Source organism: Actinotignum sanguinis (genome assembly GCF_003957255.1).
Taxonomy (GTDB): domain Bacteria; phylum Actinomycetota; class Actinomycetes; order Actinomycetales; family Actinomycetaceae; genus Actinotignum; species Actinotignum sanguinis.
On the sequence record NZ_QDIE01000030.1, the window covers coordinates 1 to 24,069 of the forward strand.

The 24,069-nt window shown below is 63.8% G+C and carries 18 protein-coding genes, 1 rRNA gene, 1 other RNA gene and 1 CRISPR repeat array; of the genes, 17 read left to right on the forward strand and 3 right to left on the reverse strand.

Annotation, left to right across the window (positions count from 1 at the left end; all coding sequences use genetic code 11):
* The 7 genes from rrf to ilvD all read left to right on the forward strand — a co-directional run.
* A 5S ribosomal RNA gene (gene rrf, locus DDD64_RS07165) occupies positions 1-105 on the forward strand; the annotation flags it as partial.
* 328 nt (positions 106-433) lie between these two features.
* Positions 434-1,522, forward strand: coding sequence for a heme/hemin ABC transporter substrate-binding protein (locus DDD64_RS07175; RefSeq protein WP_164545960.1), 1,089 nt, complete (start codon positions 434-436; stop codon positions 1,520-1,522).
* A gap of 124 nt (positions 1,523-1,646) precedes the next feature.
* Entirely contained in the window at positions 1,647-3,398 is a 1,752-nt protein-coding gene (locus DDD64_RS07180; RefSeq protein WP_126135707.1) for an ATP-binding cassette domain-containing protein, read from the forward strand.
* The gene (locus DDD64_RS07185) at positions 3,382-5,121 is read left to right on the forward strand and encodes an amino acid ABC transporter ATP-binding/permease protein (RefSeq protein WP_126135708.1); all 1,740 of its coding nucleotides are present in this window, start codon (positions 3,382-3,384) and stop codon (positions 5,119-5,121) included. Before DDD64_RS07180 ends, DDD64_RS07185 begins: the two co-directional genes overlap by 17 nt.
* A gap of 33 nt (positions 5,122-5,154) precedes the next feature.
* Positions 5,155-6,276, forward strand: a complete 1,122-nt coding sequence (locus DDD64_RS07190) for a FecCD family ABC transporter permease (protein WP_206435404.1) — start codon at positions 5,155-5,157, stop codon at positions 6,274-6,276.
* Positions 6,269-7,117 carry a heme ABC transporter ATP-binding protein gene (locus tag DDD64_RS07195; protein ID WP_126135709.1) on the forward strand — a complete coding sequence of 283 codons (849 nt, stop codon included), beginning with the start codon at positions 6,269-6,271 and terminating at the stop codon, positions 7,115-7,117. Before DDD64_RS07190 ends, DDD64_RS07195 begins: the two co-directional genes overlap by 8 nt.
* 88 nt (positions 7,118-7,205) lie before the next feature.
* On the forward strand, positions 7,206-9,050 hold the full coding sequence (gene ilvD, locus DDD64_RS07200; protein ID WP_126135710.1) for a dihydroxy-acid dehydratase: 1,845 nt from the start codon (positions 7,206-7,208) through the stop codon (positions 9,048-9,050).
* Positions 9,051-9,094: 44 nt separating this feature from the next.
* Here the strand turns inward: ilvD and DDD64_RS07205 are convergent, their stop codons facing one another.
* A complete protein-coding gene (locus DDD64_RS07205; RefSeq protein ID WP_241227554.1) occupies positions 9,095-10,396 on the reverse strand; it encodes a threonine/serine exporter family protein in 1,302 nt (433 codons plus the stop codon).
* 324 nt (positions 10,397-10,720) lie between these two features.
* Here DDD64_RS07205 and DDD64_RS07210 point away from each other — a divergent pair, with 324 nt between their 5' ends.
* From DDD64_RS07210 to DDD64_RS07235, 6 genes are all read left to right on the forward strand, one after another.
* Positions 10,721-12,532 carry an acetolactate synthase large subunit gene (locus DDD64_RS07210; protein WP_206435405.1) on the forward strand — a complete coding sequence of 604 codons (1,812 nt, stop codon included), beginning with the start codon at positions 10,721-10,723 and terminating at the stop codon, positions 12,530-12,532.
* 46 nt (positions 12,533-12,578) lie between these two features.
* Positions 12,579-13,142: an acetolactate synthase small subunit gene (gene ilvN / locus DDD64_RS07215; protein ID WP_016442335.1), complete on the forward strand. Its 564-nt coding sequence runs from the start codon at positions 12,579-12,581 to the stop codon at positions 13,140-13,142.
* 144 nt (positions 13,143-13,286) lie between these two features.
* Complete coding sequence (gene ilvC / locus DDD64_RS07220) at positions 13,287-14,315, forward strand: ketol-acid reductoisomerase (RefSeq protein ID WP_016442336.1); 1,029 nt, start codon at positions 13,287-13,289, stop codon at positions 14,313-14,315.
* Between the two features lie 126 nt (positions 14,316-14,441).
* Positions 14,442-15,257: a DsbA family protein gene (locus tag DDD64_RS07225; protein WP_126135713.1), complete on the forward strand. Its 816-nt coding sequence runs from the start codon at positions 14,442-14,444 to the stop codon at positions 15,255-15,257.
* 137 nt (positions 15,258-15,394) lie between these two features.
* On the forward strand, positions 15,395-15,661 hold the full coding sequence (locus tag DDD64_RS07230; protein WP_039898278.1) for an ACT domain-containing protein: 267 nt from the start codon (positions 15,395-15,397) through the stop codon (positions 15,659-15,661).
* Positions 15,662-15,788: 127 nt separating this feature from the next.
* Complete coding sequence (locus tag DDD64_RS07235; RefSeq protein WP_016442339.1) at positions 15,789-17,156, forward strand: PFL family protein; 1,368 nt, start codon at positions 15,789-15,791, stop codon at positions 17,154-17,156.
* A gap of 57 nt (positions 17,157-17,213) precedes the next feature.
* On the opposite strand, the gene DDD64_RS07240 is transcribed toward DDD64_RS07235, so the two are convergent.
* A complete protein-coding gene (locus DDD64_RS07240) occupies positions 17,214-18,395 on the reverse strand; it encodes a thiolase family protein (protein WP_126135714.1) in 1,182 nt (393 codons plus the stop codon).
* A 233-nt stretch (positions 18,396-18,628) separates the two neighbouring features.
* Here DDD64_RS07240 and DDD64_RS07245 point away from each other — a divergent pair, with 233 nt between their 5' ends.
* The 3 genes from DDD64_RS07245 (at position 18,629) to DDD64_RS07255 (ending at position 21,941) form a co-directional block, all read left to right on the forward strand.
* Positions 18,629-19,699, forward strand: a complete 1,071-nt coding sequence (locus DDD64_RS07245; RefSeq protein ID WP_016442341.1) for a 3-isopropylmalate dehydrogenase — start codon at positions 18,629-18,631, stop codon at positions 19,697-19,699.
* A gap of 30 nt (positions 19,700-19,729) precedes the next feature.
* Positions 19,730-20,872, forward strand: a complete 1,143-nt coding sequence (locus DDD64_RS07250) for a branched-chain amino acid aminotransferase (RefSeq protein WP_126135715.1) — start codon at positions 19,730-19,732, stop codon at positions 20,870-20,872.
* Positions 20,873-20,951: 79 nt separating this feature from the next.
* On the forward strand, positions 20,952-21,941 hold the full coding sequence (locus tag DDD64_RS07255; protein ID WP_126135716.1) for an aldo/keto reductase: 990 nt from the start codon (positions 20,952-20,954) through the stop codon (positions 21,939-21,941).
* A gap of 80 nt (positions 21,942-22,021) precedes the next feature.
* Positions 22,022-23,089: direct repeats of the CRISPR family, unit length 29 nt; unit sequence GGAATTACCCCCGCTTGCGCGGGGAACAG.
* Between the two features lie 14 nt (positions 23,090-23,103).
* Here DDD64_RS07255 and DDD64_RS09115 read toward each other — a convergent pair.
* On the reverse strand, positions 23,104-23,235 hold the full coding sequence (locus DDD64_RS09115) for a hypothetical protein (protein WP_276330032.1): 132 nt from the start codon (positions 23,233-23,235) through the stop codon (positions 23,104-23,106).
* Between the two features lie 2 nt (positions 23,236-23,237).
* Here DDD64_RS09115 and ssrA point away from each other — a divergent pair.
* Positions 23,238-23,613, forward strand: a transfer-messenger RNA (tmRNA) gene (gene ssrA, locus DDD64_RS07260).
* The last annotated feature ends 456 nt before the right edge of the window (positions 23,614-24,069 follow it).

A 24,069-nucleotide genomic window follows, 5' to 3' on the forward strand; every position in this document is an offset into this window, starting at 1 on the left:
GCGGCAAGGTTACGCCCGGTATCCTTTTCGAACCCGGTAGCTAAGGTTGTTTGCGCTGATGGTACTGCACTCGGTGGGGTGTGGGAGAGTAGGTTGCTGCCGCCATGTTTCTTAGTGTGTGGGGTGTTGCCTGTTTGGGTAACACCCCACACACATTTAACTAGCGAGAACACACGCGTTCGGAACGATTCTTATTAGGAGCCAGCAAAGAGGCTGACCCAAAAACCGGCCTATAAGGCGGAAACAGCCCGAACGAAACGATCACATAGCGACAGTTAGGCGGATGCGTCGCCAGGGCTCAACCTTGCCCGATGGGTGTGGTACCGTCCGATACGTGATTGGCGCAGCCTTGGATAGCGACATACTCGCGGGGTTGCTCGCGGGGCTTAGCTGCGTCGTCGTACCCTAAGGTAGAGGCGAAATGGAGGTAAGAATGAAACGTTGGGGAGCGCTGTGCGCGGTGCTCACACTCGCCTTGAGCGCATGCGGGACAGCCGCGACAACAGAGGGACATGCTCCGCAGCAGCCCGGCGCATCAGCAGCGGAGGCGGAGGCAACGGCGCCCTCGCCCACCACCGCGGCGCCCGTATCCGATCCGCGTAGCCTCACCGGGATGGCGACCGTCGCCCCGCTCCCCGAACCGCATCCGACCGTACCGGCCGCGGTCAACCTTCCCGTCACCATCACGGATGCCAGCGGCGCGGAAGTGACCGTGACCGATGCATCACGTGTTGTCACGCTCGATATGTCCGCCGCGATATCGCAAACGCTTCTCGCCCTCGGGCTGGGCCACACCATCGCGGGTCGCACCATATCCGATACTGAGCTGAGCCTCGCGAGCGTGCCGGTCGTCACCGAAAGCGGGCACACCGTCAATGCCGAGGCGGTATTGCGCCTCGCACCCACGCTCATTCTTACCGACGGCACCATTCGCGGGGCGGAAGGTGCCCTCGCCCAACTAGAAGCATCCGGTATTCCGGTGGTGCGACTCTCGCGCGCCACGACGTTCGACGACGCACCCGCCCGCGCAGCCGAAGTAGCCCGCGCTGTGGGTGCCGGGCAGGCCGGCGAAGAACTCGCCGCCCAGATTTCCCAATCCATCGCGCAGGCTCGTATCGACGTAGCGCAGCTCGCCCCGGCCGACCCGCTGCGCATGGTCTTCCTCAATATTCGCCCCCAGGCCGGCCTGTTCATGCTGCTCGGGAGCGAATCGGGCGCCAGCGACGTCATTGACGCGGTGGGCGGGCGCGATATGGCCGGGGAAGCGGGAGTCACCCAGGCCCGGCCCGCCAGCCAGGAAGCCCTCCTCGTGGCTAACCCGGAAGTTATTATCGTGATGACCAACGGACTGAGCGCGCTCGGCGGGATCGAGGCTCTTGAAGGGCAACCCGGCATTTCGCAAACCGACGCCGGGAAGAAACAGCGGGTGCTCGCCATTCCCGATAATCTTTCCCTCGGCTTCGGTCCGCAAAGTGGCGATCTCATCCGGGCAATGGGCCAAGCGCTCTACACTGCCCAGTAGTGGGAACACGTGGGTCGGTAAAGAAAACACGCCGGCCGATGATGAAAAACCCCGGTCGGTAGTGGGAAAGCGCGGGCGGCTAGTGTGCCCGCGCGGTAGCACAGCACGAAAGGATAGTGAGAGGATGACCGTGGCCCAGCGCCCCAGCTCGCGCGGGGCGGACCCGATTTCCGCACCCGGGCGCCGCGCCGCACTCATCGCGGCCTTCCTGCGCCTGGCCACCATTGCGGCGATTATTGCCGGTTACGTGACGGTGGCCCACGCCAGCGCGCAGGCCGCCGGTGCACCTGCTGGTACAGCGGCGCTGCCCGCCACCGGCCACCTCTGGCTCGCGGCCGGTTTCTTCGCGTGTGCCGGTGCCTGCGCCACTGCTGAACGCGTGGGCAGCACCGGCGCAGCTCGCGCAGAAGAACGCCGGCTGCGCGGTCTGCTTCTGGAACGAACCTTCACGCTGGCCCGCACCGGCACCCCGACGCCCTATACGGCCGGGCGGCTCCTCCCGCTTCTCACCGATAGCGTCGAGCGAATCACCAACTACCGGCAGGGCTACGTGGGTACCACCATCGGCGCGCTGCTTGCCCCGTTCCTCACCCTTGCCTTTATCGGCGTGGCCATCGACCCGGTCATCGGATTCGGCGTCATGGCGGCCCTCCCGCTCATCCCGGCGGGCATCGGACTCTTCTTCCGTTTCTTCCGCCGCGCCTCCAGCGAATCACGCCGCGCGCGTGACACCCTCGTGGATAGCTACCTCGACGCCATCCGAAATATGACCACCATTCGCCTCTTTAACGCCGGGGAACGCATCGAAGCGGACCTGGCGCGCCGTGGGGAAACGAACCGCCGCGCCATTATGCGGATGCTGGCCGGTAACCAAATCGTCATTATCGTTATGGACGGCCTGGTCGGCCTCCTCCTCATCTGCCTCACCGCCGGGCTCACCACCGCCCGCGCGGCGCACCTCGCGCCGTGGCAGGCGCTTGCCGTGGCTCTGCTCGCGGTGGTGCTCCTCGAACCGCTCTCGCAGGTGGCGGGATTCTTCTACATCGGTATGGGCGGGCGTGCCGCCCAAAAAGCTATCACCCGTTACCTTTCCATCGCTCCGCGTTATGGGAACGACGGCGCAGCTGCTGCTCCCCGCACCCTCACGAATGACGGTGCGCTTCCGAGTGGCAGCGCAGCGCGGCCCGCCGGTGAAGCTCCGCTCATCACCGTGACTAACGCGGCGGTGAATTACGGGCGCGAAGAGGTGCTGACCGCGGTAAATCTGCGCGTGGCGCGCGGGGAACGCCTCGCGATTGTGGGCGTGAGCGGAGCTGGGAAATCCACCCTCCTCGCCCTGCTGCGCGGAGCCCTGCGTCCGCAGGCTGGGAGCGTGCAGGTAGCCGGGGCCCGCGTGGATGCCGGCGGCGGTGACCTGGCGCAGGTGCGCGCGCGCAGCGCCGTCGTCGCTCAAACAACGTGGATGTTTACCGGAACCATTGCCGATAACCTGCGTCTGGCGCGCCCGGATGCCACCGCGCAGCAAATGTGGGAAGCTCTGGAACGCGCCCAGGTGGCTGAAGACGTGGCGCGGATGCCAGCAGGAATCGATACGTATCTCGGGGAGGATTCCGCGCTGATTTCCGGTGGGCAGGCCCAGCGCATTTCTCTAGCGCGGGCGTTTTTGGCCGGGCGCACCCTGCTGCTCCTTGACGAACCCACCGCCCAGGTCGATATGGAATCCGAGGACCGCATCTGCGCGGCGCTGGCAGCGCTCGGGCCCGAGTACACGCTCGTCATGGTCACGCACCGTCCCGCGCTAGCGGCCCTGGCAGACCGGGTGGTGCGGGTCCGCGCCGGAATTCTCGAGGAGGTCAACGATGTCCGCGCCGAATAATAACGCAGCGCCGGGGCTGCGCACCGTTGTGCCCTGGCTGCTTTCCCTGACCCGCCCCGTCCACGGCCCGCTCGCGCTCTCCACCCTGTGCCGGGCCGCCGGGCAGGTAGCTGATATCGGGCTTTTCGCGGTGGCGACCTACGGAATGGTGGCGGCCGTGAGCAACGGCGGAGGAGCGGGCTTCCTCTGGCTCGTGGCCCTCCTCGCGCTCCTCAAAGCGGGCCTGCGCTACCTCGAGCAATTCACCGGGCATTACGTGGCTTTCCGGGCCCTCGAGCTGCTGCGCACCCGCGTTTTTGCCAGCCTGTGGCCCAAGGCCCCCGGGATTATGACCCGTTCGCGTTCGGGGGATATGGTCGCCTCCCTCACCCGTGATATTGACCGTATCGAAGTGGTTTATGCGCACACGGTGGCTCCGGTGGTCTGCGCCTACGTGCTCACTCCGGCCGCGCTGGTGGTGGGCGGCGCGGTGCTCGGGTGGAGCGCGATGGTACTTCCGGCGGTGGCCGCGGTGCTCGCACTCGCTGTTATCCCGTACGCGGGTACCCGGCGTGCCATTGATGCGACGACGGCGCAACTCACAGCCCGCGCCGATCTGGCCGCGCATGTGACCGATTCGCTATACGGCCTCGAAGATGTGCTCGTCTTCGGGCGCACTGCCGACCGTATGGAAGAAACAGCTGCCCTCGGCGCGAAAGTCGCCACCAGTGGATCTTTCCCCGCCTGGGTGGCCGGGCTGCGCCGCGGGGCCAATATTCTTGCCGCCGGGCTGAGCGCGGCGTGGATTATCGCGGCGAGCCTCAACGACCCTACTATCTCCCTGCCGCTCGCGGCAGCCGGCGCGGTGGCGGCCCTGCGGGTATGGGAAGGCCCCCAAGCTCTCGAAGATGCGGCGTCGTCCCTCGACGCTTCGCTCGCGGCCGCCCGGCGCATTTATGCCCTCGCGCACGCGCCCCAGCCGTGCCCGGACGGCCCCGGTATCCTTATGCCCGAACGTGGCCTGTCGGTAGAATTCGACGCTGTCCACTACACCTATCCGGAGCGTGAACGCGAGGTGCTGCGCGGGGTGAGCTTGCGTATTCCGGCCGGCTCTCACATCGTGCTGGCCGGGCGTTCCGGCTCGGGGAAATCCACGCTTGTGCACCTGCTGGAACGCTACGATGACCCGACGTCCGGGACGGTGCGCATCGGGGGGATTGCCACCACGGATCTCAACGTTGCCTCGCTGCATGCCTGCGTGGTGGGGGTTTCCCAAAAGAGCCAGATCGTGGCCGGGACTATTGCCGATAACCTGCGCCTGGGAGTTCCGGGCGCCAGCGAAACTGAACTGTGGCGCGCCCTGACCGTGGCCGGGCTGGAGGGCGATGTGCGGGCTATGCCGGAGGGCTTAGCCACCCGGGTGGGAGGCGGTACCTCGCACGGCCGACCCACCGGATACGCGCTTTCGGGAGGGCAGGTGCAGCGGCTGTGCCTGGCCCGCGCGGTGCTCATGCGCCCGGCCGTCCTCATCCTCGATGAATTCGCCGCCGCCCTCAATAGCGAACTCGAAGCCGGGATTCGGGCCAATCTGCGCGCCGCCCTCCCCGATACAACCATTATTGAAGTGAGCCACCGCCTCGATGCGGTGCGCGAAGCGGATACTGTGGCCGTGCTTTCGGGCGGGCGCCTGGTGCTGACCGGCCCACCCGCCGACATCACCGAAGCCCGGACGCCGCGCCATTAGCGCTCCGTGCAACATTAAGGCAAGATAGACAGAATGAGTGGACAGCGCGGCAACCAGCGGCACGCGGCCACCGCGCTCTCCGCGGTGCCCGCCGCGCCAGCCGTGCCTCCGGTACCCGCCGGCATCGCCGCTCGCCGCCGCCGGCGCGTCTGGACCTTCCTCATCCTCACCGTGCTCCTTGCACTGGGAATGCTTATCTCCGCGCACCTGGGCCAATTCCCCGTGACCGTGGGGGACGTAGCGCGCGGCATCACCGCCCGCTTCGGGCTGACCGCGCCTCCCGACGATCCCCTCATCATGGCGGCGCTCTGGAATATTCGCTTCCCCCGTATCTGCTTAGGGATCCTGGTGGGCGGGGCGCTCGCGGTGGCCGGCGCCGTCATGCAGGCGGTCTTCTCCAATCCGCTGGCGGAACCGGGAATTATCGGGGTTTCTTCCGGATGCGCTTTCGGGGCCGCCCTCACCATGGTCTTTGTTCCCGGGGCCCTGGGCGGGTTGTCGGTACCGCTGGGGGCCTTCGCCGCCGGGCTCGTCACCTCCGCCACCGTCTACCTGCTGGCGCGCTCGCAGGGGCGGGCTGAAACTCTCACCCTGGTGCTCACCGGTATCGCGGTGACCGCGGTGGCTTCCGCCCTCACCTCCATCGCCACCTACCTTGCCGATACCAACGCCCGCGAACAAATCGTGTTCTGGCAGATGGGCTCGTTGGCGGGGGCCTCCTGGTTCCAGGTCGCCGTGGTGGGTGCGGTGGTCGGAGTCGGTATCCTCGGGGCCCTCGCGCTGGCCGGCCGCCTCGATCTGCTCAGCTTGGGGGAGCGCGAAGCGGGGCACGTGGGTGTGAACGTCGCGGCCTTGCGGGCCGCCGCCATCGTCCTCACCGCCATCCTTACCGCCGCCGCCGTGTGCTTCGCCGGAGTGATCGGCTTCGTGGGCCTTATTGTTCCGCATGTGCTGCGGCTCCTCATGGGCCCGATGAACCGCATGCTTATCCCGGCTGCGCTGCTGGGCGGGGCGGTACTTCTCACCTACGCCGATCTTGCGGCCCGCACCCTCGTGCCTTTCGCGGAACTCCCCATCGGGATCTTCACGGCGTTGGTGGGCGGCCCCACCTTCTTCATCCTGCTGCGCAAGAACCTGCGAGGTGCCCGTGGTTGATCTCTTCTCCGCGGCGGATGGGCCGGCCGGGGCACTCGTGGCCGAACACCTCAGCTTCGCCTACGGTACCCACCGGGTTCTCCACGACGTCAGCATCACCGCCCAGCCCGGGCGGGTCCTCGGGGTCCTCGGCCCCAATGGCACCGGCAAATCCACGCTGCTCTCGCTGCTCGCCGGTGACCAAGCACCCACGTCCGGGCAGGTGCGCATCGGCGGCACCTCCGTTTCCTCCCTTTCCTGGCGGGAGCTGGCGCAGATGCGCGCCGTTATGCCGCAAAACTCCACCTTCCCCTTCGCCTATCTGGTGCGTGACCTGGTGGCCATGGGGCTCGGATCCGGGAACGGGGCGGGGCGGGGCGCCGGTGCCGGGAGCGCAGCCAGTGCCGGGCGATCGGTGGACGCCGCCATTATCGACGCCGCCCTGCACGCCGCCGACGTCACCCACCTCCAGGATCGCGATGTCACCCGCCTTTCGGGCGGCGAGCAGGCCCGCGTCACCTTCGCGCGGGTTCTTGCCCAGCGTGCCGGGGTGGTGCTCCTGGATGAACCGACCGCGGCCCTGGATATCTCCCACCAGCAACGCCTCCTCGAGCTGTGCCGGCGCCTGGCGGCCGGCGGGCATACCGTCGTCGCAGTGCTGCACGATATTCAACTGGCCGGCGCGCTCTGCGATGACGTGGTGCTGCTGCGCCACGGCCGGGTGGAGGCGGCCGGCACCCCGCGCCAGGTGCTCACCTCGGAGCTGCTGACCCGGGTCTACGACTGGCCGATCCGAGTGGAGACGCTGGGCGATGGGACTATCGTCGTCGTTCCCACCACCGCAACCACGTCCGTAAAGTGAGAAAGCAATTCTCACTACGTGGACACGGCTAGACTAAGGACGACGGCGGCACCGCCCGCCACCACAACACACGATACGAAGGGGAACTATGGCGCAGCTGCGATCGGCAACGTCAACAACAGGCCGGAATATGGCCGGGGCGCGGGCGCTCTGGCGCGCTACCGGGATGGGCTCGGAAGATTTCGGAAAGCCGATTATTGCCATCGCTAATTCCTTCACCCAATTCGTTCCCGGGCACGTCCACCTGCGTAACGTCGGGAAAATCGTGGCCGATGTTATTCAGGCTAACGGCGGGGTGGCGCGCGAATTTAATACCATCGCGGTAGACGACGGCATCGCCATGGGCCACGACGGCATGCTCTACTCGCTGCCCAGCCGCGAAATAATCGCTGACTCCATCGAATATATGTGCAATGCGCATACCGTGGATGCCCTCGTGTGTATTTCCAATTGCGATAAAATCACGCCCGGGATGCTCATCGCCGCCATGCGCCTGAACATTCCCACTGTTTTTGTGTCCGGTGGTCCCATGGAGGCGGGTAAGCCGGTGGAAGGCGTCGTCGACCATAATATTGACCTCATCGACGCGATGGCCCTGGCCGTGGACGATTCCATCACGGACGATGAGCTCGCGCGCGTGGAGGAAAACGCCTGCCCCACCTGCGGTTCCTGCTCGGGAATGTTCACCGCGAATTCCATGAATTGCCTAACCGAAGCGCTGGGCATGTCCCTCCCCGGTAACGGCTCGACCCTCGCCACCGCCACCCGGCGCCGCCGGCTTTTCGAAGAGGCGGGGAAGCGCATCGTCGCGCTCACGAAACGTTATTATCACGACGACGACGCCAGCGTGCTGCCGCGCAATATTATGACGAAGGCGGCGTTCACCAATGCGATGTCCATGGACGTGGCCATGGGGGGCTCCACCAATACCGTGCTCCATATTTTGGCCATCGCCCAGGAAGGGCATGTGGATTTCACGCTGGCGGATATTGATGCGCTGTCGCGGCGAGTGCCCTGCATGGTCAAACTCGCCCCGAACTCCACCGAATTCCATATTCAGGACTTCCACCGGGCCGGCGGGATCCCGGCGCTGCTCGGGGAAATGTACCGCGCGGGCATGCTCGATGATTCCGTGCATTCGGTGCATTCCGATGATCTGAAATCCTGGCTGGAAACCTGGGATATTCGCGGGGTGGCACCTTCGGAACAAGCTCGTGATCTTTTCAGTGCCGCGCCGGGCAACGTGCGCACCACCCGCGCATTTTCGCAGGATTCCACCTGGGAAAGCCCGGATCTGGACGGGGAACACGGGTGTATCCGCAGCGCCGATCACGCCTATACGAAGGATGGCGGACTGTGCGTGCTGCGTGGGAACCTCGCGGAGGACGGCGCGGTGATCAAGACGGCTGGCATCAGCGAGGAACTCTTCCACTTCGAGGGGAGGGCCCGAGTGGTTGATTCCCAGGAGGCCGCCGTCGAACTCATTTTGTCCAAGGCGGTGGAACCGGGAGATATCGTGGTGATCCGCTACGAGGGTCCCAAGGGCGGGCCGGGGATGCAAGAAATGCTCTACCCAACCTCCTACCTCAAGGGCCTGGGCCTCGGAAAGGTGTGCGGTCTGATTACCGACGGGCGTTTTTCCGGGGGGACGTCGGGTCTGTCCATCGGGCACGTCTCCCCGGAGGCCGCCGCGGGTGGCAATATTGCGCTGCTGCGCGAAGGGGACCATATTATTATCGACGTTCCCACCCGCTTGCTCGCCATGGATGTTTCCGAAGAGGAACTGGCCGAGCGGCGCGCCCAGATGGGTGAACTACCGTGGCACCCGGAGAACCGCGACCGGAAAGTCTCCAAGGCGCTACGTGCCTACGCGATGATGACCACCTCGGCGGATCGCGGGGCGGTGCGGGTGGTGGACGGCCGGGTCGACTAAAGCACCACGGGGCCGCGCTCACCCTAGCGCCGGCGTGCTACCGGCTAGTTGTCGAAGGCCGGGCTGAGCTCGTGGGGTGGCTCCATGAGCCAGTGCCGGTCGGTGATCATGCGGGCGGCTGCCACCCCGGCGCCCACCGCGCAAATAACAAGAACCACATTGGTGAGTGCGCCGGCTGCCTGGGCGATCTGCCCGGCATTAATGGCGTGCAGGCCGCGGAAAAATACCACCCCGGGAATCATGACGACGACGGCTGGCACGCTGAGTGAGACCCGGGAAAATCGGGTGCGGCGGGTGAGGAGATGGGCGAGGATCCCGGCGCCCAGGGCCGCGAGGAATACCGCGGCCACGTTATAGAAGCCGGCGTCCTGGGCGCTCAGGCGGGCGGCATTGACAAGTGCGCCGATAGCTCCGGCCAGCAGCGCGGCACCCTGTTCTGCCGTGAAGAGCATAGCGAAACCGTAGGAGGCCACGAAGGTTGCGGCGGCGCGCGCCAACGCTAGCCACGGTTCGGGGATGACGTAAGCGGTGTGCGGGGCGATATCGGTACCGAAGAGGACGGTGACGACCCACACCGCCATCCCGGCGGCCAGCATCAGCATGGTGACGTAGGCCCCGCGGGTCAGGCCGGCGGAGAAATCGGCGCGAATAGTATCGAGCATCGCGGTGACGAGCGGGAAACCGGGAATGAGGAAGAGGAGTGCGGAAACCACCCCGGCTTCGTGCACCACCGCGATATGCCACGCGGCTTCAGCCACCCCCACCGTGGCGAGATACAGCACCGCAGCTAGCGCTCCTACCAAGAACCAAATCCCGAAGTGGTTCACGAGGCGGCGAGCTAACCAGCCGCGCGCCGCCTGCCCCGCGCTCGCCGCGCAGAAAACCGCGGAGCATTCCACCACCCCGCCTCGGTTGAGGAAACAGAAACAGGCGCAGGCCAGCCCGGATACCAGGGCGAGTAACCAGGCCGGGTAGGTGCGGGCCCGCGCTATCGCATCGTCGAGGGTGCTTGTGACCCGCGCGGGAGTCGAGCCGGCCGGGAGGGCATCAATGGCCGTAATAAGCGCGTCGATACGGGCGGCGTTTACCCCGAGGGCGCGCTGTTCCCCGGTGAGAGTGCACACATCCCCGTAGCCGTAGCAGGTGAGCGTAATTTCAGTGAAGGATACCGCGGCGTGGGTCGTGCGGATTCCCAGGGCGTGTGCGGTGCGTTCCATCGAGTGTTTGACCCGGTAGGCGGAGGCACCGCTCGCCAGGAGCAGCAATCCGGCGCGCAGCACCGCCCGCGCGGCATAGCGCAGATGGCTGGGTTGCTGCGGCGCAGGGGGCCGGTGCGAAAACGTCACGCGTCCAGGGTACGCTTCCCGAAAAACTCCGGAAAACTGTCCGAACAATGAAACCGAAATCCACGATGTGAGACAGATTGATCTTTTTAGCGTTCGTGGACCGTGCTCCGGTAGTCTGAAGGGCATGGCTCAGATTCTTCTTATTATCGTAGTGAGGTAGCGCGCACCACCGGTTGCGCGCTCCCCTCACGTGAGGGGATTTTTTATGCGCCAACCACCACAGCTAGCCACCCCGCTCGGCACTCCAGGAGAACAGGCCCGAAGAACCAGGTGAATCAGGTTGAAGGAGGAACCATGGCCGCATCCGAGATGAATGCATCCGCGATGGGCGCGTCGGCCGCGTCGGCCGCGTCTCACCGGGACCATCCCGGTGAGATCCGCGAAAAAATGGACGGCGCCCGCGCCATTGTCCGCACCCTAGCGGAACTCGGTGTGGATGTCGTCTTCGGGCTGCCCGGCGGAGCTATTTTGCCCACCTATGACCCGATGTACGATAGCGATTCGCCGCGCCATATCCTGGTGCGCCACGAACAGGGTGGGGGCCACGCGGCCGAAGGCTATGCGCTGGCAACCGGGCGCGTGGGTGTTGTGATGGCCACCTCCGGGCCGGGGGCAACGAACCTCGTCACCCCGCTGCTGGATGCCAATATGGATTCCATCCCGCTGGTGGCGATCACCGGGCAGGTGGGGGCCGCGGCCATCGGAACCGATGCTTTCCAGGAAGCCGATATCGTGGGTGCCACCATGCCCATGGTCAAGCATTCTTTCCTCGTGACCGACGCCGCTGATATTCCGGCCCGCCTGGCAGAAGCTTTTTACCTCGCGGCGAGCGGGCGCCCCGGCCCCGTCCTCGTGGATATCGCGAAATCCGCCCAGAACCAAGAAACAGAATTTGTGTGGCCCCCGCGCCTGGACCTACCCGGATACCGCCCGGCCGGCGAACCGGATCCCGCTGCCGTCCGCGAGGCGGCCCAACTTATCGCCACCGCGAGCCGCCCCGTGCTCTACGTGGGAGGCGGGGCGGTGCGCGCCCGGGTCTCCCGCGAGATCACCGAACTGAGCGATCTCACCGGTGCCCCGGTGGTCACCACCCTGCCGGCTCGCGGCACCGTACCCGATTCCCACCCCCACAACCTGGGGATGCCGGGCATGCACGGTACTGTTCCGGCGGTGGGTGCCCTCCAGCGCAGCGATCTCATCGTGGCGCTCGGGGCGCGTTTCGATGATCGCGTTACCGGGGCGCTTGACGGTTTCGCGCCGCGGGCAAAAGTTATCCACCTCGATATTGACCCGGCGGAAGTCTCCAAGAACCGCACCGCGGACGTGGCCATTATCGGTGATTTGGCGCAGTCCGTTCCCACCCTCCTCGAGGCGGTGCGCGCGGCTCGCGAACAGTACGGGGAAGCGAATCTGGAACCGTGGTGGGGGTACCTCAACCGCCTGCGGGATACCTACCCGGCCGGCTACACCCCCACGGAGGACGGCCTTGTTTCCCCTCAGTACGTGATCGAGCGTCTGGGCGCCGTGGCGGGAAGTGAGGACACCATCTGGGTGACCGGGGTGGGGCAGCACCAAATGTGGGCCTCGCAATTCCTCCATTTCGAGCACCCGCACCGCTGGCTTTCCTCCGGGGGCGCGGGCACCATGGGCTACGGAATCCCGGCCGGTATGGGCGCGAAAGTGGGTCAGCCCGAACGCACCGTGTGGGTGATTGACGGCGACGGCTCCTTCCAGATGACCAATCAGGAACTGGCCACCTGCCGCCTCAATAACATCAATATCAAAGTGGCCGTTATTAATAACTCCTCGCTGGGGATGGTGCGCCAGTGGCAGACCCTTTTCTACGACGGGCGCTATTCCTTCACCGATCTGGAAACCGGGAACAACACCCGCCGTATCCCCGATTTCGTCAAACTTGCCGACGCCTATGATTGCGCGGCCTGGCGCGTGGAGAAGAAGGACGACGTCGACACTGCCATCCAGCGCGCTATGGAGATCAATGATCGGCCCGTCGTTATCGACTTCATTACCTCCCCGGATGCGGAGGTGTGGCCGATGGTCGCCGCCGGGGTATCCAATGATGAGATTATGTACGCCAAGGGGCTGCGCCCCGAAGTGGATGAGAACTTCGCGTGAGTAGCGCACTGTCGCCGCTCGAGCCGCCACGAAAGGAAGGATAACAATGCCGCAGCGCCACACGCTCTCCGTACTGGTGGAGAATAAACCCGGAGTGCTCACGCGGGTGGCCGGGCTCTTCGCCCGCCGCGCGTTCAATATTCATTCGCTCGCCGTGGGAGAAACGGAAAACCCGGCGCTCTCGCGTATCACTGTGGTGGTCGACGCCGCGGTACAACCCCTCGAGCAGGTGGCCAAACAGCTCAATAAGCTGGTCAACGTCATCAAAATCGTGGAATTAGACAGTGAGGAAGCGGTGCTGCGCCGCCTCGTCCTCATTAAAGTTGGCGCTGATGATACGACCCGTTCCCACGTGGTGCAGGTCGTGGACCTTTTCCGCGCCCACGTGGTCGATATGGTGCCGGATGCCGTGACCATTGAAGCCACCGGATCCGACCGCAAGATCGGAGCCCTGCTCACCGCCCTGGAGCCCTACGGGATCCGGGAAATTGTGCAGTCGGGAACCGTGGCGCTCGGGCGCGGAGCGCATTCGCTTTCCGAACGGGTCACCGCAGATATGGCGGGAGACCCGGGGGACTTCCCGGAGGCGCTCGCCCGCGGGCGCATCTAGCCGCAGTGGCGTCCGGCCAAGATAGCGGCGTCGTCGTATATACGGCGCGCCTACAGGGTGCGCGGCGCCGCACTACCGCAACGAAACCGAAACCGAAAAACCGCAACCGCGGGGCCTGGCCCCGACCAACAAAAGGAGAAAACCATGGCAGAAATCTTCCATGATGCCGATGCCGATCTGTCCCTCATCCAATCGAAGAAGGTTGCCATTATTGGCTACGGTTCGCAGGGGCACGCGCACGCGCTCAACCTGCGCGACTCCGGCGTGGACGTGGTGGTGGGGCTGCGCGAAGGCTCGAGCTCCGTGGCGAAAGCGCAGGAACAGGGCCTGACGGTGCGTTCCGTGGCCGATGCCACCAAGGACGCTGACGTCGTCATGATTCTGGTGCCGGATCAGACCCAGCGTGGGCTGTGGGCCGCGGAAATCGAGCCGAATCTCAAGGCCGACGCCGCGGTGTTCTTCGCTCACGGTTTCAATATTCACTACGGATATATCAAGCCCGCTGCCGGCCACGATGTGTGCATGGTGGCTCCCAAGGGCCCGGGGCACACGGTGCGCCGCCAGTACGAAGACGGGCGCGGAGTGCCGGTGCTCGTGTGCGTGGAACAGGATGCCTCCGGGCAGGCCTGGGACGTGGCCCTGTCCTACGCCGCCGCGATTGGCGGCACCCGCGCCGGCGCCATTAAGACCACCTTCAAGGAAGAGACCGAAACGGACCTCTTCGGCGAGCAGACCGTGCTGTGCGGCGGGGTTTCCCAGCTCATCACCTACGGTTTCGAAACGCTGGTGGAAGCCGGATACCAGCCGGAGATGGCCTACTTTGAGGTGTGTCACGAACTCAAGCTCATCGTTGACCTCATTAACGAAGGCGGGCTGACCAAGCAGCGCTGGTCCTGCTCGGATACGGCCGAATACGGCGACTATGTGTCCGGTCCGCGCGTTATCACCCCGGATGTCAAGGAGCATATGAAGGAAGTGCTGGCTGATATCCAGAACGGTTCCTTCGCCAAGCGCTTCATTGACGACCAGGATGCCGGCGCCCCCGAATTCAAGAAGCTGCGCGCCGAGCACGAAAGCCACCCGCTGGAGGCCACCGGGCGCGAGGTGCGTTCCATGTTCGCGTGGAATACCGATGTGGACGCCGATTACACGGACGGACAGACCGCCCGCTAAGCGCGGCTATTGCCGTTCCCAGGTGGGGCGGCTAGGATGAGCGCCAGTTAGCCGGCCCGCTCGCGGCAAGGTACCGCGGGTGGGCCGGTTTGTATGAGCTGAGTTCTACTGTGAGAAAGGCTGCATATGCGTCGTCGTTCCGCTTTCGCTTTCCTCGGGGTGCTGGTTTTCGGCCTCGCCGCCTGCACCGATACATCGGATGCACCGGGGGTGAAACCTACCGTGGCCACTACCACAGATAGCACGACGGCGCCCAGCGGGCCCTCCGCCAGCGCGACTCCGAGTGCTACTCAAGAACCCGCCCATCTGGTACCCATCCAGCGCGGAGCCAATGTGGTGACGGAGAAAATCCCGGCGCCTCTCGATCAGTGGGGCGGTATTTCTATCGGCGCTGACGGCGTGGCCGGCAGCGTCAACGAAGGCAAACCGGTGGTGCGGGTGTATTCCGATTACTGGTGCCCCTGGTGCAATGACCTGGTGCGCGACCACGGTGAGGAACTCATCCAGATGGCCAAGGACGGGAAAATCACGCTGGTCTACCACCCGAATATGCGCTTCGAGGAATCGCCCTACAGCGTCAAGGGGGAGCAGGCCGAAGTGTGGTTCGCGGTCAACGCCCCGGATAAATACCTTGATTTCCACGAGCTGCTCTACAAAGAAGGCTCCATCCCGGTGGTGAAACACGCGGATCGCGCCGAACGCCAGCAACCCGATCCGGCCTTGATTGAACAATTCGCCACTCGGGTGGGCCTGGACGCCGCGCAGCTGGAGAGCTTGCGTGCCACGCTGGCCGCGGATGAGTACCTTCCCCTCCTCAAGCAACTACGCGAGCAATTCCTCGCCGACGGCATGAAGTACATTCCCGCCGTTGTTATTGACGAGAAGCTGGTGAGCGATCCGAATAACGGTAACCTGGACCAGTTCCTCGCGCCCTTGAAGTAGGTGGTGGCGGTAGCGCGTGGCGGTGGCCGGTAGCGGCGCGCAAGGTGACTGGTTGCGGCCCGCAGGGGTGACCGGTTGTAGCTCGCGGCGCACGGAGCGTAAAAAAACTGTCGCAGGGGCGTGGCACAATAGAGGCCATGAAAGCCATTATGACTGTGACCGGGGTGGATCGCACCGGGATTATCGCGGCCGTTTCCGCTGAACTTGCTCGCCTCGGGGTGAATATTATCAACGTCACCCAAACCCTCATGGATGAGTACTTCACTATGATCCTCGAAGTTGCGCTTCCGGAGGGTAGCTCCATTACCCAGGTGCAGCAGGCCATGGCGGAACTGGGCGGCGCGGAAGCGCTGGAAATCCACGTGCAGGCGGATTCTATTTTCCGCGCCATGCATCGCGTCTAGCCCGGTCTGGTGGATAGGCTGGCCCGGTGCGTAAAACTGGCCGGCGCACCGGAACAGGCACAGCGATATGCACTGGAACGGACACGGCAACGTGTACGGGAACTCGCACAGGAACGGGAGAATACCTATGTATGCCAGCAGTGAGCCCACTGCCCAAAACATTCTGGAAACCCTCGCGATGATCCGCGAGGACCGCCTCGATATCCGTACCGTCACCATGGGGATTTCCCTGCTGGACTGCGCGGATTCGGATGGCGAGCGCGCTCGCGAACGGGCCCGCGCCCGCATTATGGAGCGGGCCGCACGCCTGGTGCCGGTAGCGCGGCAGATCGAAGCTGAACTGGGTATCCCCATTATTAATAAGCGCATTTCCGTGACCCCGATCGCTTTAGTGGCCGCGGCAAGCGGGGAAAAGGACCTTACCCCGTGGGCAGTGATGCTTGATGAATGCGCCCGGGAAATTGGCGTGGATTTCGTGGGCGGGTTTTCCGCCCTGGTGGAAAAGGGCATGACGCGCGCGGATGAGGCGCTCATTGACTCCATTCCCGCCGCGCTGGCCGCCACCTCGGTGGTGTGCTCCTCCGTCAATATCGGAACCTCACGCGCCGGAATTAATATGAGCGCGGTTGGGCGCATGGGGGAAACCATTTGTGAGCTTGCCGCACGCACGGAAAAGGGCTCCGGGGCTGCTCGGCTGGTCGTTTTTGCTAACTCGGTGGGGGATAACCCCTTTATGGCCGGAGCTTTCCACGGGGTAGAAATGCCCGATTGTGTGGTTTCCGTAGGGGTATCCGGGCCGGGTGTTATTACCCGGGCAATTACGGCGGCAGCAGGGGCATCCTTCGATGAACTCGCGGAAGAAATCAAGCGCAGCGCTTTCAAAATCACCCGCATGGGCGAACTGGTCGGGCAGCTTGCCGCGCAGCGCCTCGGGGTGCCTTTCGGGGTTGTTGACCTCTCTTTGGCTCCCACACCGGAAGTGGGCGATTCGGTGGCACGCGCCCTGGAAGCCATGGGCCTGGAACGCGTGGGAGCCCACGGCACCACGGCGGCCCTCGCGCTTCTCAATGATGCGGTAAAGAAAGGCGGGCTCATGGCCTGCTCGCACGTGGGCGGGCTCTCCGGGTCCTTCATCCCCGTCTCCGAAGACGAAGGCATGATCGAAGCCGCGCGGCTCGGCGCTATTAGCCTGGCCAAACTCGAAGCCATGACCGCTATTTGCTCGGTGGGCCTTGACATGATCGCGGTGCCCGGGGATACCCCGGCCGCCACCATCGCCGGCATGATCGCAGACGAAGCTGCCATCGGCATCATGAACTCTAAGACCACCGCCGTGCGGGTCATCCCCGCTACGGGCTTGAGCGAAGGCGATACCGTGGAATTCGGCGGCCTGCTTGGCAGCGCTCCCGTGATGCCGGTAAGCCCGTACTCCAGCGCGGCATTCATTGGCCGCGGGGGTACTATCCCGGCGCCCGTGCACGCTTTCAAGAATTAGGCGCGGGGCGAGGAACGGTTAGCGAGCCAGCTTAGCGGGAGTCGTTAGCAAGCGAGGTTAGCGGGCGCGGATAATCGCGGCGATGCCCTGCCCGCCGCCGATGCACAGCGTCACGAGTGAATGCTCGATTCCGCGTTCACGCTGATTGAGAAGAGCACGCAGTGAAATAATCGCTCCCGAAGCCCCCACCGGGTGACCCAGCGCAATCGCCCCGCCCAGCGGATTGACGATCTCCGGATCCAGCTCCGCATCGCGAATCACCGCGATGGCCTGGGAGGCAAAAGCCTCATTGAGTTCCACCCAGCCAATATCCGCCCGGCTCAGGCCGGTACGCTCAAGCACCTTCTCAATAGCCAAGCGCGGGGCGTAGCCCATGTACTCCGGTTCCACCCCGACGGTTGCCACATCCACCAGCTCGCCCAGAATATCCACACCCGCCGCAATCGCATCCTCTTCCCGCATGAGGACGAGCATGGCGGCGCCGTCGTTAATCCCGGAAGAATTACCGGCCGTCACGGTGCCGTGCGCGGCAAAAACAGGGGGGAGGTGGCTGAGCGTTTCAGCCGTCACGCCCGTGCGCGGATATTCTTCTGCAACGACGACGCGCTCAGTGGGCTCCCCGGCGTCAATCGTGAAAGGAACACGCTCCTTATCAAAAGCCCCGGCGGTGATGGCGGCCTGGGCGCGGGCCTGGGACTGGGCCGCAAAAGCGTCCTGCTCGGCGCGGGAAATACCGAATTTCTCCGCAACCCGCTCCGCTGTCCAGCCCATGGGACGGCCCGAGAACGGATCAGAAATCAGCGAAAATGTGCCGTCCACGTGCTTCGGCCCGTCGAGGTGACCGGCGCGGGAAAAATCCATGACCGGCTGGCGCGTCATATTCTCAGCCCCGCCCGCCATAACGATGCGCGCATCCCCGGAACGCAAGGCACTGGCTGCGCTCGCGAGGGCCTGCACCCCGGAGCCGCACACCCGATTGACAGTGAGAGCAGTGGAGGAGGCCCGCGCACCGGCGGCCAGGGCGATTCGGCGGGAAATATAGGCATCGGCACCGGTCTGGCCTACGCAGCCCACCACGAAATCATCCACATCCGCCATGGGGATACCCGCGCGCTCGGCGGCCGCGCGCGCCGCCGCCGCACCCAATTCGTGCGCGGGAGTATTCGCGTAGTAGCCGCGGAACTTCCCCGTGGGAATGCGAGCGCCGCTGACAATGACGATAGGTGAATCGAACGCCATAACCTTGCCTCCCGAGATTCAAGAATTCAATTCTACGAGGAGAGGCGCGCCGGCTCCAGGAGAGGTACCTAACCCCGGCCTAAGTGCAGCCTGAGCTTTGTGCCTCCGTTCTGTACCTACGTTCCCGCCACGCGGGTCTCAACGCTGCCCCGCTGCTTCGCCTCACCCGCCGGTATTCCGAAACGTGAGACTAATAGTCTCACCAAGTGGACGGATCTCGTATACTCACCCGTATGCGCGCCTCTATTAATCTCGCTGTTATTGCCGGAGATGGCATCGGTCCGGAAATTGTGCCCGAAGGTCTGAAAGTGCTACGCGCTGCGCTGGGAGAAAGCGGCACGGAGCTGAGCGTGACACCCTATAGCATCGGGGCGCAGCGCTATGTGGATACCGGAGAAACTCTCAGTGATGCCGATCTGGAAGCCTTGGCCGGGCATGACGCGCTGCTGCTCGGTGCCATTGGAGATCCGCGGGTGCCCGCCGGAATCCTGGAGCGTGAGATTCTGCTGCGGCTGCGCTTCGCCTTCGACCACTACGTTAATTTGCGGCCCAGTGTGCTCTACCCCGGGGTTCCCACCCCGCTAGCGGTACCGGGAGATATTGACCTGGTGGTGGTGCGCGAGGGAACCGAAGGTCTGTACTCGGGCAACGGGGGCAGTGTTCACCGCGGCATGCCTACCGAAGTGGCAACCGAAGTATCTGTAAACACCGCTCACGGAACTGAGCGTTTGGTGCGCTACGCCTTTGAGCTGGCAGCATCCCGGCCCCGCCGCCACCTCACCCTCGTCCATAAAACCAATGTGCTCGTGCACGCGGGTGGGTTGTGGCAGCGCACCGTGAACCGCCTGGCCGCGGAGTACCCGAGCGTAAACGTTGATTACTGCAATGTGGATGCCGCCACGATTTACCTGGTGACCGACCCGCAGCGTTTCGATGTCATCGTGACAGATAACCTCTTTGGCGATATTTTGACCGACGAAGCCGGGGCGGTAAGCGGAGGCGTGGGGCTTGCGGCGTCGGGCAATATTAATCCGGAAGGAGACTTCCCCTCCATGTTCGAACCGATCCACGGTTCAGCGCCGGATATTGCGGGGACCGGGAAAGCGGATCCGACGGCAACAATCGCCTCCGCGGCGCTCATGCTGCGCCACCTCGGGCTCGCTGAGCCGGCCGCGCGTATTGAGGCGGCCATCAGGGCAGATATGGAAGCGCGCGCCGCGGCCGCGGCAACCGGAACGCCGCTACGCCGTACAACCACCCAGATCGGTGATGCTATTCTCGCCGCTATGGAAGATAACCGTTAAGGATCACCACGAAGAAAGAAGGACTCAGGTATGAGCGTTCCGAGCACTCCGGAAGAACTGGAAGCTGCCGCTACCACCCCCGCGCCCGCGGATAGCCTCGCCGGCCGGTTCGTTATTCACCCGAATGAACACCCGGCCACCGAGGAGGAGGTTAGCCAGGTGCTGGCCGGCCCCGGTTTCGGTCGCTACTTCACTGACCATATGGCCCGGGCAACGTGGACCGCGGAAGAGGGCTGGCATAACCATGCCATCGTGCCCTACGGTCCGCTCAGCCTGGACCCGGCCGGCGCGGTACTTCACTACGGCCAGGAAGTTTTTGAAGGTTTGAAAGCCTACCGGCATGCGGACGGCTCACTGTGGCTATTCCGGCCCACCTACAACGGGGCGCGCCTGAACTTCTCCGGGCATCGCTTGGCGATCCCGGAACTGCCCGTGGATGATTTTGTGGCCTCGCTGGTGGACCTGGTGCGCCAGGATCGGCGCTGGGTACCGGGTGCGGAGGGTGAATCGCTCTACCTGCGGCCCTTCATTTTCGCCTCGGAGGCTTTCCTCGGGGTGCGTGCGGCTGCCGCGTACGAGTACATCGTGCTCGCGTCGCCGGCCGGGGCGTATTTCCCCAATGGTTTCCAGCCCATCAAGGTGTGGGTGGAGCCTGATTACCATCGCGCCGGCCCCGGAGGTATGGGCGCGGCGAAAACTGGCGGGAACTACGCGGCCTCGCTGTTACCCAAGGTCACCGCAAGTGCGGCCGGGTACGATGAGGTTCTTTTCCTCGACGCCGCAACCGCTACGAACCTTGATGAACTGGGCGGGATGAACGTCTTTGTGGTGTACGCGGACGGCAGCGTGGCCACCCCGAAACTTACCGGAAATATCTTGCCTGGGAATACCCGTTCGTGCATTATGCAGCTGCTGCGCCGCGCCGGGGTGGACGTGCGCGAAGATACTCTCGCTTTGCGTGATGTGGTGAGCGGTATTCAGGACGGGAACGTGGCGGAAATGTTCGCCTGCGGGACCGCGGCCGTTGTGACCGCCATCGGCCAGCTCACCGGGGAGGACTTCAGCGTTGAGCTGCCCACCCACACCGTGGCGCAGCGGATTTACGAGGAGCTCACCGGTATCCAAAACGGTACCCGCGAAGATCCCTTTGGCTGGATGTACCGGATCGCCTAGCGAAGAGCTAGTTGCGCTGTTCGGGGAGCTTAGCTAACCGGGCGAGCAGCGTGGCGCGCGGAACCATTAGGCTAGCGGTATGACAATGACGTATCGCTCGGTAGGGAAGTCCGGCCTGATGGTCTCCGCCGTCGGCATCGGTGGTAATAATTTTGGCCGCGCCCATACGCAAACCGAAACACAAGAAGGCACGAATGCGGTTGTGCGCGCGGCGCTCGAAGAAGGAATCACCACCTTTGATCTTGCCGACGTGTACGGCAAAGAGCCGGGGCTTTCGGAAACCATGTTCGGAAAGGCGTTGCGGGAAGTGGGGGAGCGGGCCCGCGACGTCGTCGTGATAACAAAATTTGGTATGGATATGCAGGGCCGCAACGGCGCGGATTACGGGGCGCGCGGTTCACGGCGCTACGTGGCGCGGGCCTTGGATGCTTCGTTGCGGCGGCTGGGGGTGGAGGCGATTGACCTGTATTTTTACCACACTCCCGATGGAGTGACGCCGGCCGAGGAGACTCTTGAGGCGCTCTCGGATGCGGTGCGGGCGGGAAAGATTCGGTATTACGCGACGTCGAATCATGCCGGGTGGCAGCTTGCTGATGCTTCGCATCTGGCGGCCGGGCGCGGGCTGGTGGGGCCGGTTGCAACCGAGTCGCATTACAACTTGATTGACCGGCGCGCGGAACTCGAGGTGGTGCCAGCGGCGCAGCGTTTCGGCCTGGGGATCTTCCCGTACTTCCCGCTGGCGAACGGGTTGTTGACGGGCAAGTATCGGCGGGGTGAGGCGCCGGAGGGTTCGCGGATTGCGCACTCTAAGGCGACGTTGCTCGAATCCACGGACTGGGACCAGATTGAAGCTTTTGTTGCGTTTGCGCAGGCGCGCGGGTTGACGCCGGTGCAGGTGGCGATGTCGTGGTTGGCCTCGCGGCCGTGCGTGGCATCCGTTATTGCCGGTGCGACGACGCCGCAGCAAGTCCGCCAGAACGCGGCCTCCCTGGTGTGGGAACCGAGCAGCGCGGACTTAGCTGAGCTCGACGCGATTTTCCCGCCGCCGGAGAAGGTGGCGTTGTTCTAGGGGCTCTGGGGTGGTGATCGTGAGTGCCTCCGGCTGTGCGGGGAAGAGGCGAGCGGTAAGAACCTGCCTGGCACCTACGTGGAATTACCCCCGCCTGCGCGGGGAAGAGCCGCGCAGGAATCCGCGCATGATCAGCCGGCCGGAATTACCCCCGCTTGCGCGGGGAAGAGGCTCTCGGATGATCGCGGCACGCTCATGGATAGGAATTACCCCCGCTTGCGCGGGGAAGAGTAGACCGAATACTGCTCGGTCAAATTCCGGATGGAATTACCCCCGCTTGCGCGGGGAAGAGTTGTACCACACCGCCTCGTCGGTCCAGTCATCGGAATTACCCCCGCTTGCGCGGGGAAGAGACCGAGGTACCGTCCTCACCCTTACCCGTGACGGAATTACCCCCGCTTGCGCGGGGAAGAGTCCAGCAAGCCGCAAGCTATGGGGAGCGCACTGGAATTACCCCCGCTTGCGCGGGGAAGAGTCCAGCAAGCCGCAAGCTATGGGGAGCGCACTGGAATTACCCCCGCTTGCGCGGGGAACAGCCGGAGCTCGTGCTGGATATGATCCCGGGGTTGGAATTACCCCCGCTTGCGCGGGGAACAGGGCACGGCCATACGCCAAGGGTTAAATAGGGTGGAATTACCCCCGCTTGCGCGGGGAACAGTCCTCCAGGTCGATACCGTATTTTTGTTGGAAGGGAATTACCCCCGCTTGCGCGGGGAACAGAACTTGCCTAGGTCTACGCCGTTAGCTTTCATGGAATTACCCCCGCTTGCGCGGGGAACAGTCCTCCAGGTCGATACCGTATTTTTGTTGGAAGGGAATTACCCCCGCTTGCGCGGGGAACAGTCGTTATATACGGCGGTGCGGAAAGCGGTCATAGAATTACCCCCGCTTGCGCGGGGAACAGGCGCCTTCGGAATAGCCGCGGTGCTGCCAGCCAGAATTATCCCCGCTTGCGCGGGGAACAGCCGCGGTAGGGGTTTGCGCATCAATCTTCACAGGAATTACCCCCGCTTGCGCGGGGAACAGAGAGGATGCCGGTAGGGCGCCCGCTAGCACCCGGAATTACCCCCGCTTGCGCGGGGAAGAGAAATTTTCAAAAGGCTCCACGAATGCCCGCCAGGAATTACCCCCGCCTGCGCGGGGAAGAGTCAGTCTCTTCACCTCAGAAAAGGTACCGGATTCTAAGTACATTGGCAGCGGGAATAGCGGATACGGCGTCGTCGTTGTAGAATAATGAATCCACCGCGCTAGTGGCATTGAGTGCCGGGCGGGTGGAACTGTTTGATAACAGCATACGGGGATGATCGGTTTCGACGGCGGTAGTTAGTCGGAGGGAAGCGGGCCGAGGATGTAGAGTCATCTCGATAACGCGTCTCTGCAAACCAATAGGTGCCAAGAACAAGAGCACCGATTTCGCCCTCGCTGCCTAAGCTAAGCGACCTGCGAAATCTGCTGAACTAAGTGTGCTTTCCGCCTAGATCTCAGCATCGCTTAGAAAGCCACTGGTGAGTACGTTTGCTACGGGCGTGCTCGCGACACCAACATAGATAGGTTCGTCAGGGCCTGGTTCGTGTGGAACCCTGGAGCCGAAAACAACTATCAACGAACTGCGCCCGGAGAATACTCCTTTGGCTATCGTCGGACCCGGGTTCGATTCCCGGCATCTCCACTTATCATGAGCACCCGCTCCGATTTTTCGGCGCGGGTGCTTAGTTTTATTCTGCGGTTTGTGTGTTGGCCTGCCATATTCGTCCCTATCGGCTAGGCTCGTAGGGAGCGGTTTCCACGCTAAGGTGTGGGTAGGTCAAGGTGCAGTATATTGCCTAGGCGAGCCGTCTTCCCCGCGTGAGCGGGGGTAGCAGCAGGTTCCAAGCTGCGTATTCTCCCTCATATTTCGCTTTATGATTGCGGGGAGAAACGCATCTGTAAATACAGGTGAAGTATATTGTCGCTCGCAGATCCTTCTGGTAGTATCTTTTTATCTCAAGGGGGAGGAAGCATGGTCAAGTCCTGGGTAGTGGTGTATCTGTGTTCTCGAATCATGATTGTCATTCTCTGGTTTCGATACTAATAAGGACTGGATATCAGATACCGGTCAAGCAATAACGTCCTTCCCACTAATAGTCTT

What these genes read in the sequence shown, in the direction of transcription:
- DDD64_RS07245 (WP_016442341.1), top strand. Translation starts at nt 18,629, where the DNA reads ATGCGCGCCTCTATTAATCTCGCTGTTATTGCCGGAGATGGCATCGGT.
- DDD64_RS07235 (WP_016442339.1), top strand. Translation starts at nt 15,789, where the DNA reads ATGTATGCCAGCAGTGAGCCCACTGCCCAAAACATTCTGGAAACCCTC.
- DDD64_RS07225 (WP_126135713.1), top strand. Translation starts at nt 14,442, where the DNA reads ATGCGTCGTCGTTCCGCTTTCGCTTTCCTCGGGGTGCTGGTTTTCGGC.
- DDD64_RS07180 (WP_126135707.1), top strand. Translation starts at nt 1,647, where the DNA reads ATGACCGTGGCCCAGCGCCCCAGCTCGCGCGGGGCGGACCCGATTTCC.
- DDD64_RS07175 (WP_164545960.1), top strand. Translation starts at nt 434, where the DNA reads ATGAAACGTTGGGGAGCGCTGTGCGCGGTGCTCACACTCGCCTTGAGC.
- DDD64_RS07240 (WP_126135714.1), bottom strand. Translation starts at nt 18,395, where the DNA reads ATGGCGTTCGATTCACCTATCGTCATTGTCAGCGGCGCTCGCATTCCC.
- ilvC (WP_016442336.1), top strand. Translation starts at nt 13,287, where the DNA reads ATGGCAGAAATCTTCCATGATGCCGATGCCGATCTGTCCCTCATCCAA.
- ilvD (WP_126135710.1), top strand. Translation starts at nt 7,206, where the DNA reads ATGGCGCAGCTGCGATCGGCAACGTCAACAACAGGCCGGAATATGGCC.
- DDD64_RS07190 (WP_206435404.1), top strand. Translation starts at nt 5,155, where the DNA reads ATGAGTGGACAGCGCGGCAACCAGCGGCACGCGGCCACCGCGCTCTCC.
- DDD64_RS07210 (WP_206435405.1), top strand. Translation starts at nt 10,721, where the DNA reads ATGGGCGCGTCGGCCGCGTCGGCCGCGTCTCACCGGGACCATCCCGGT.
- ilvN (WP_016442335.1), top strand. Translation starts at nt 12,579, where the DNA reads ATGCCGCAGCGCCACACGCTCTCCGTACTGGTGGAGAATAAACCCGGA.
- DDD64_RS07255 (WP_126135716.1), top strand. Translation starts at nt 20,952, where the DNA reads ATGACAATGACGTATCGCTCGGTAGGGAAGTCCGGCCTGATGGTCTCC.
- DDD64_RS07250 (WP_126135715.1), top strand. Translation starts at nt 19,730, where the DNA reads ATGAGCGTTCCGAGCACTCCGGAAGAACTGGAAGCTGCCGCTACCACC.
- DDD64_RS09115 (WP_276330032.1), bottom strand. Translation starts at nt 23,235, where the DNA reads ATGCTGTTATCAAACAGTTCCACCCGCCCGGCACTCAATGCCACTAGC.
- DDD64_RS07230 (WP_039898278.1), top strand. Translation starts at nt 15,395, where the DNA reads ATGAAAGCCATTATGACTGTGACCGGGGTGGATCGCACCGGGATTATC.
- DDD64_RS07185 (WP_126135708.1), top strand. Translation starts at nt 3,382, where the DNA reads ATGTCCGCGCCGAATAATAACGCAGCGCCGGGGCTGCGCACCGTTGTG.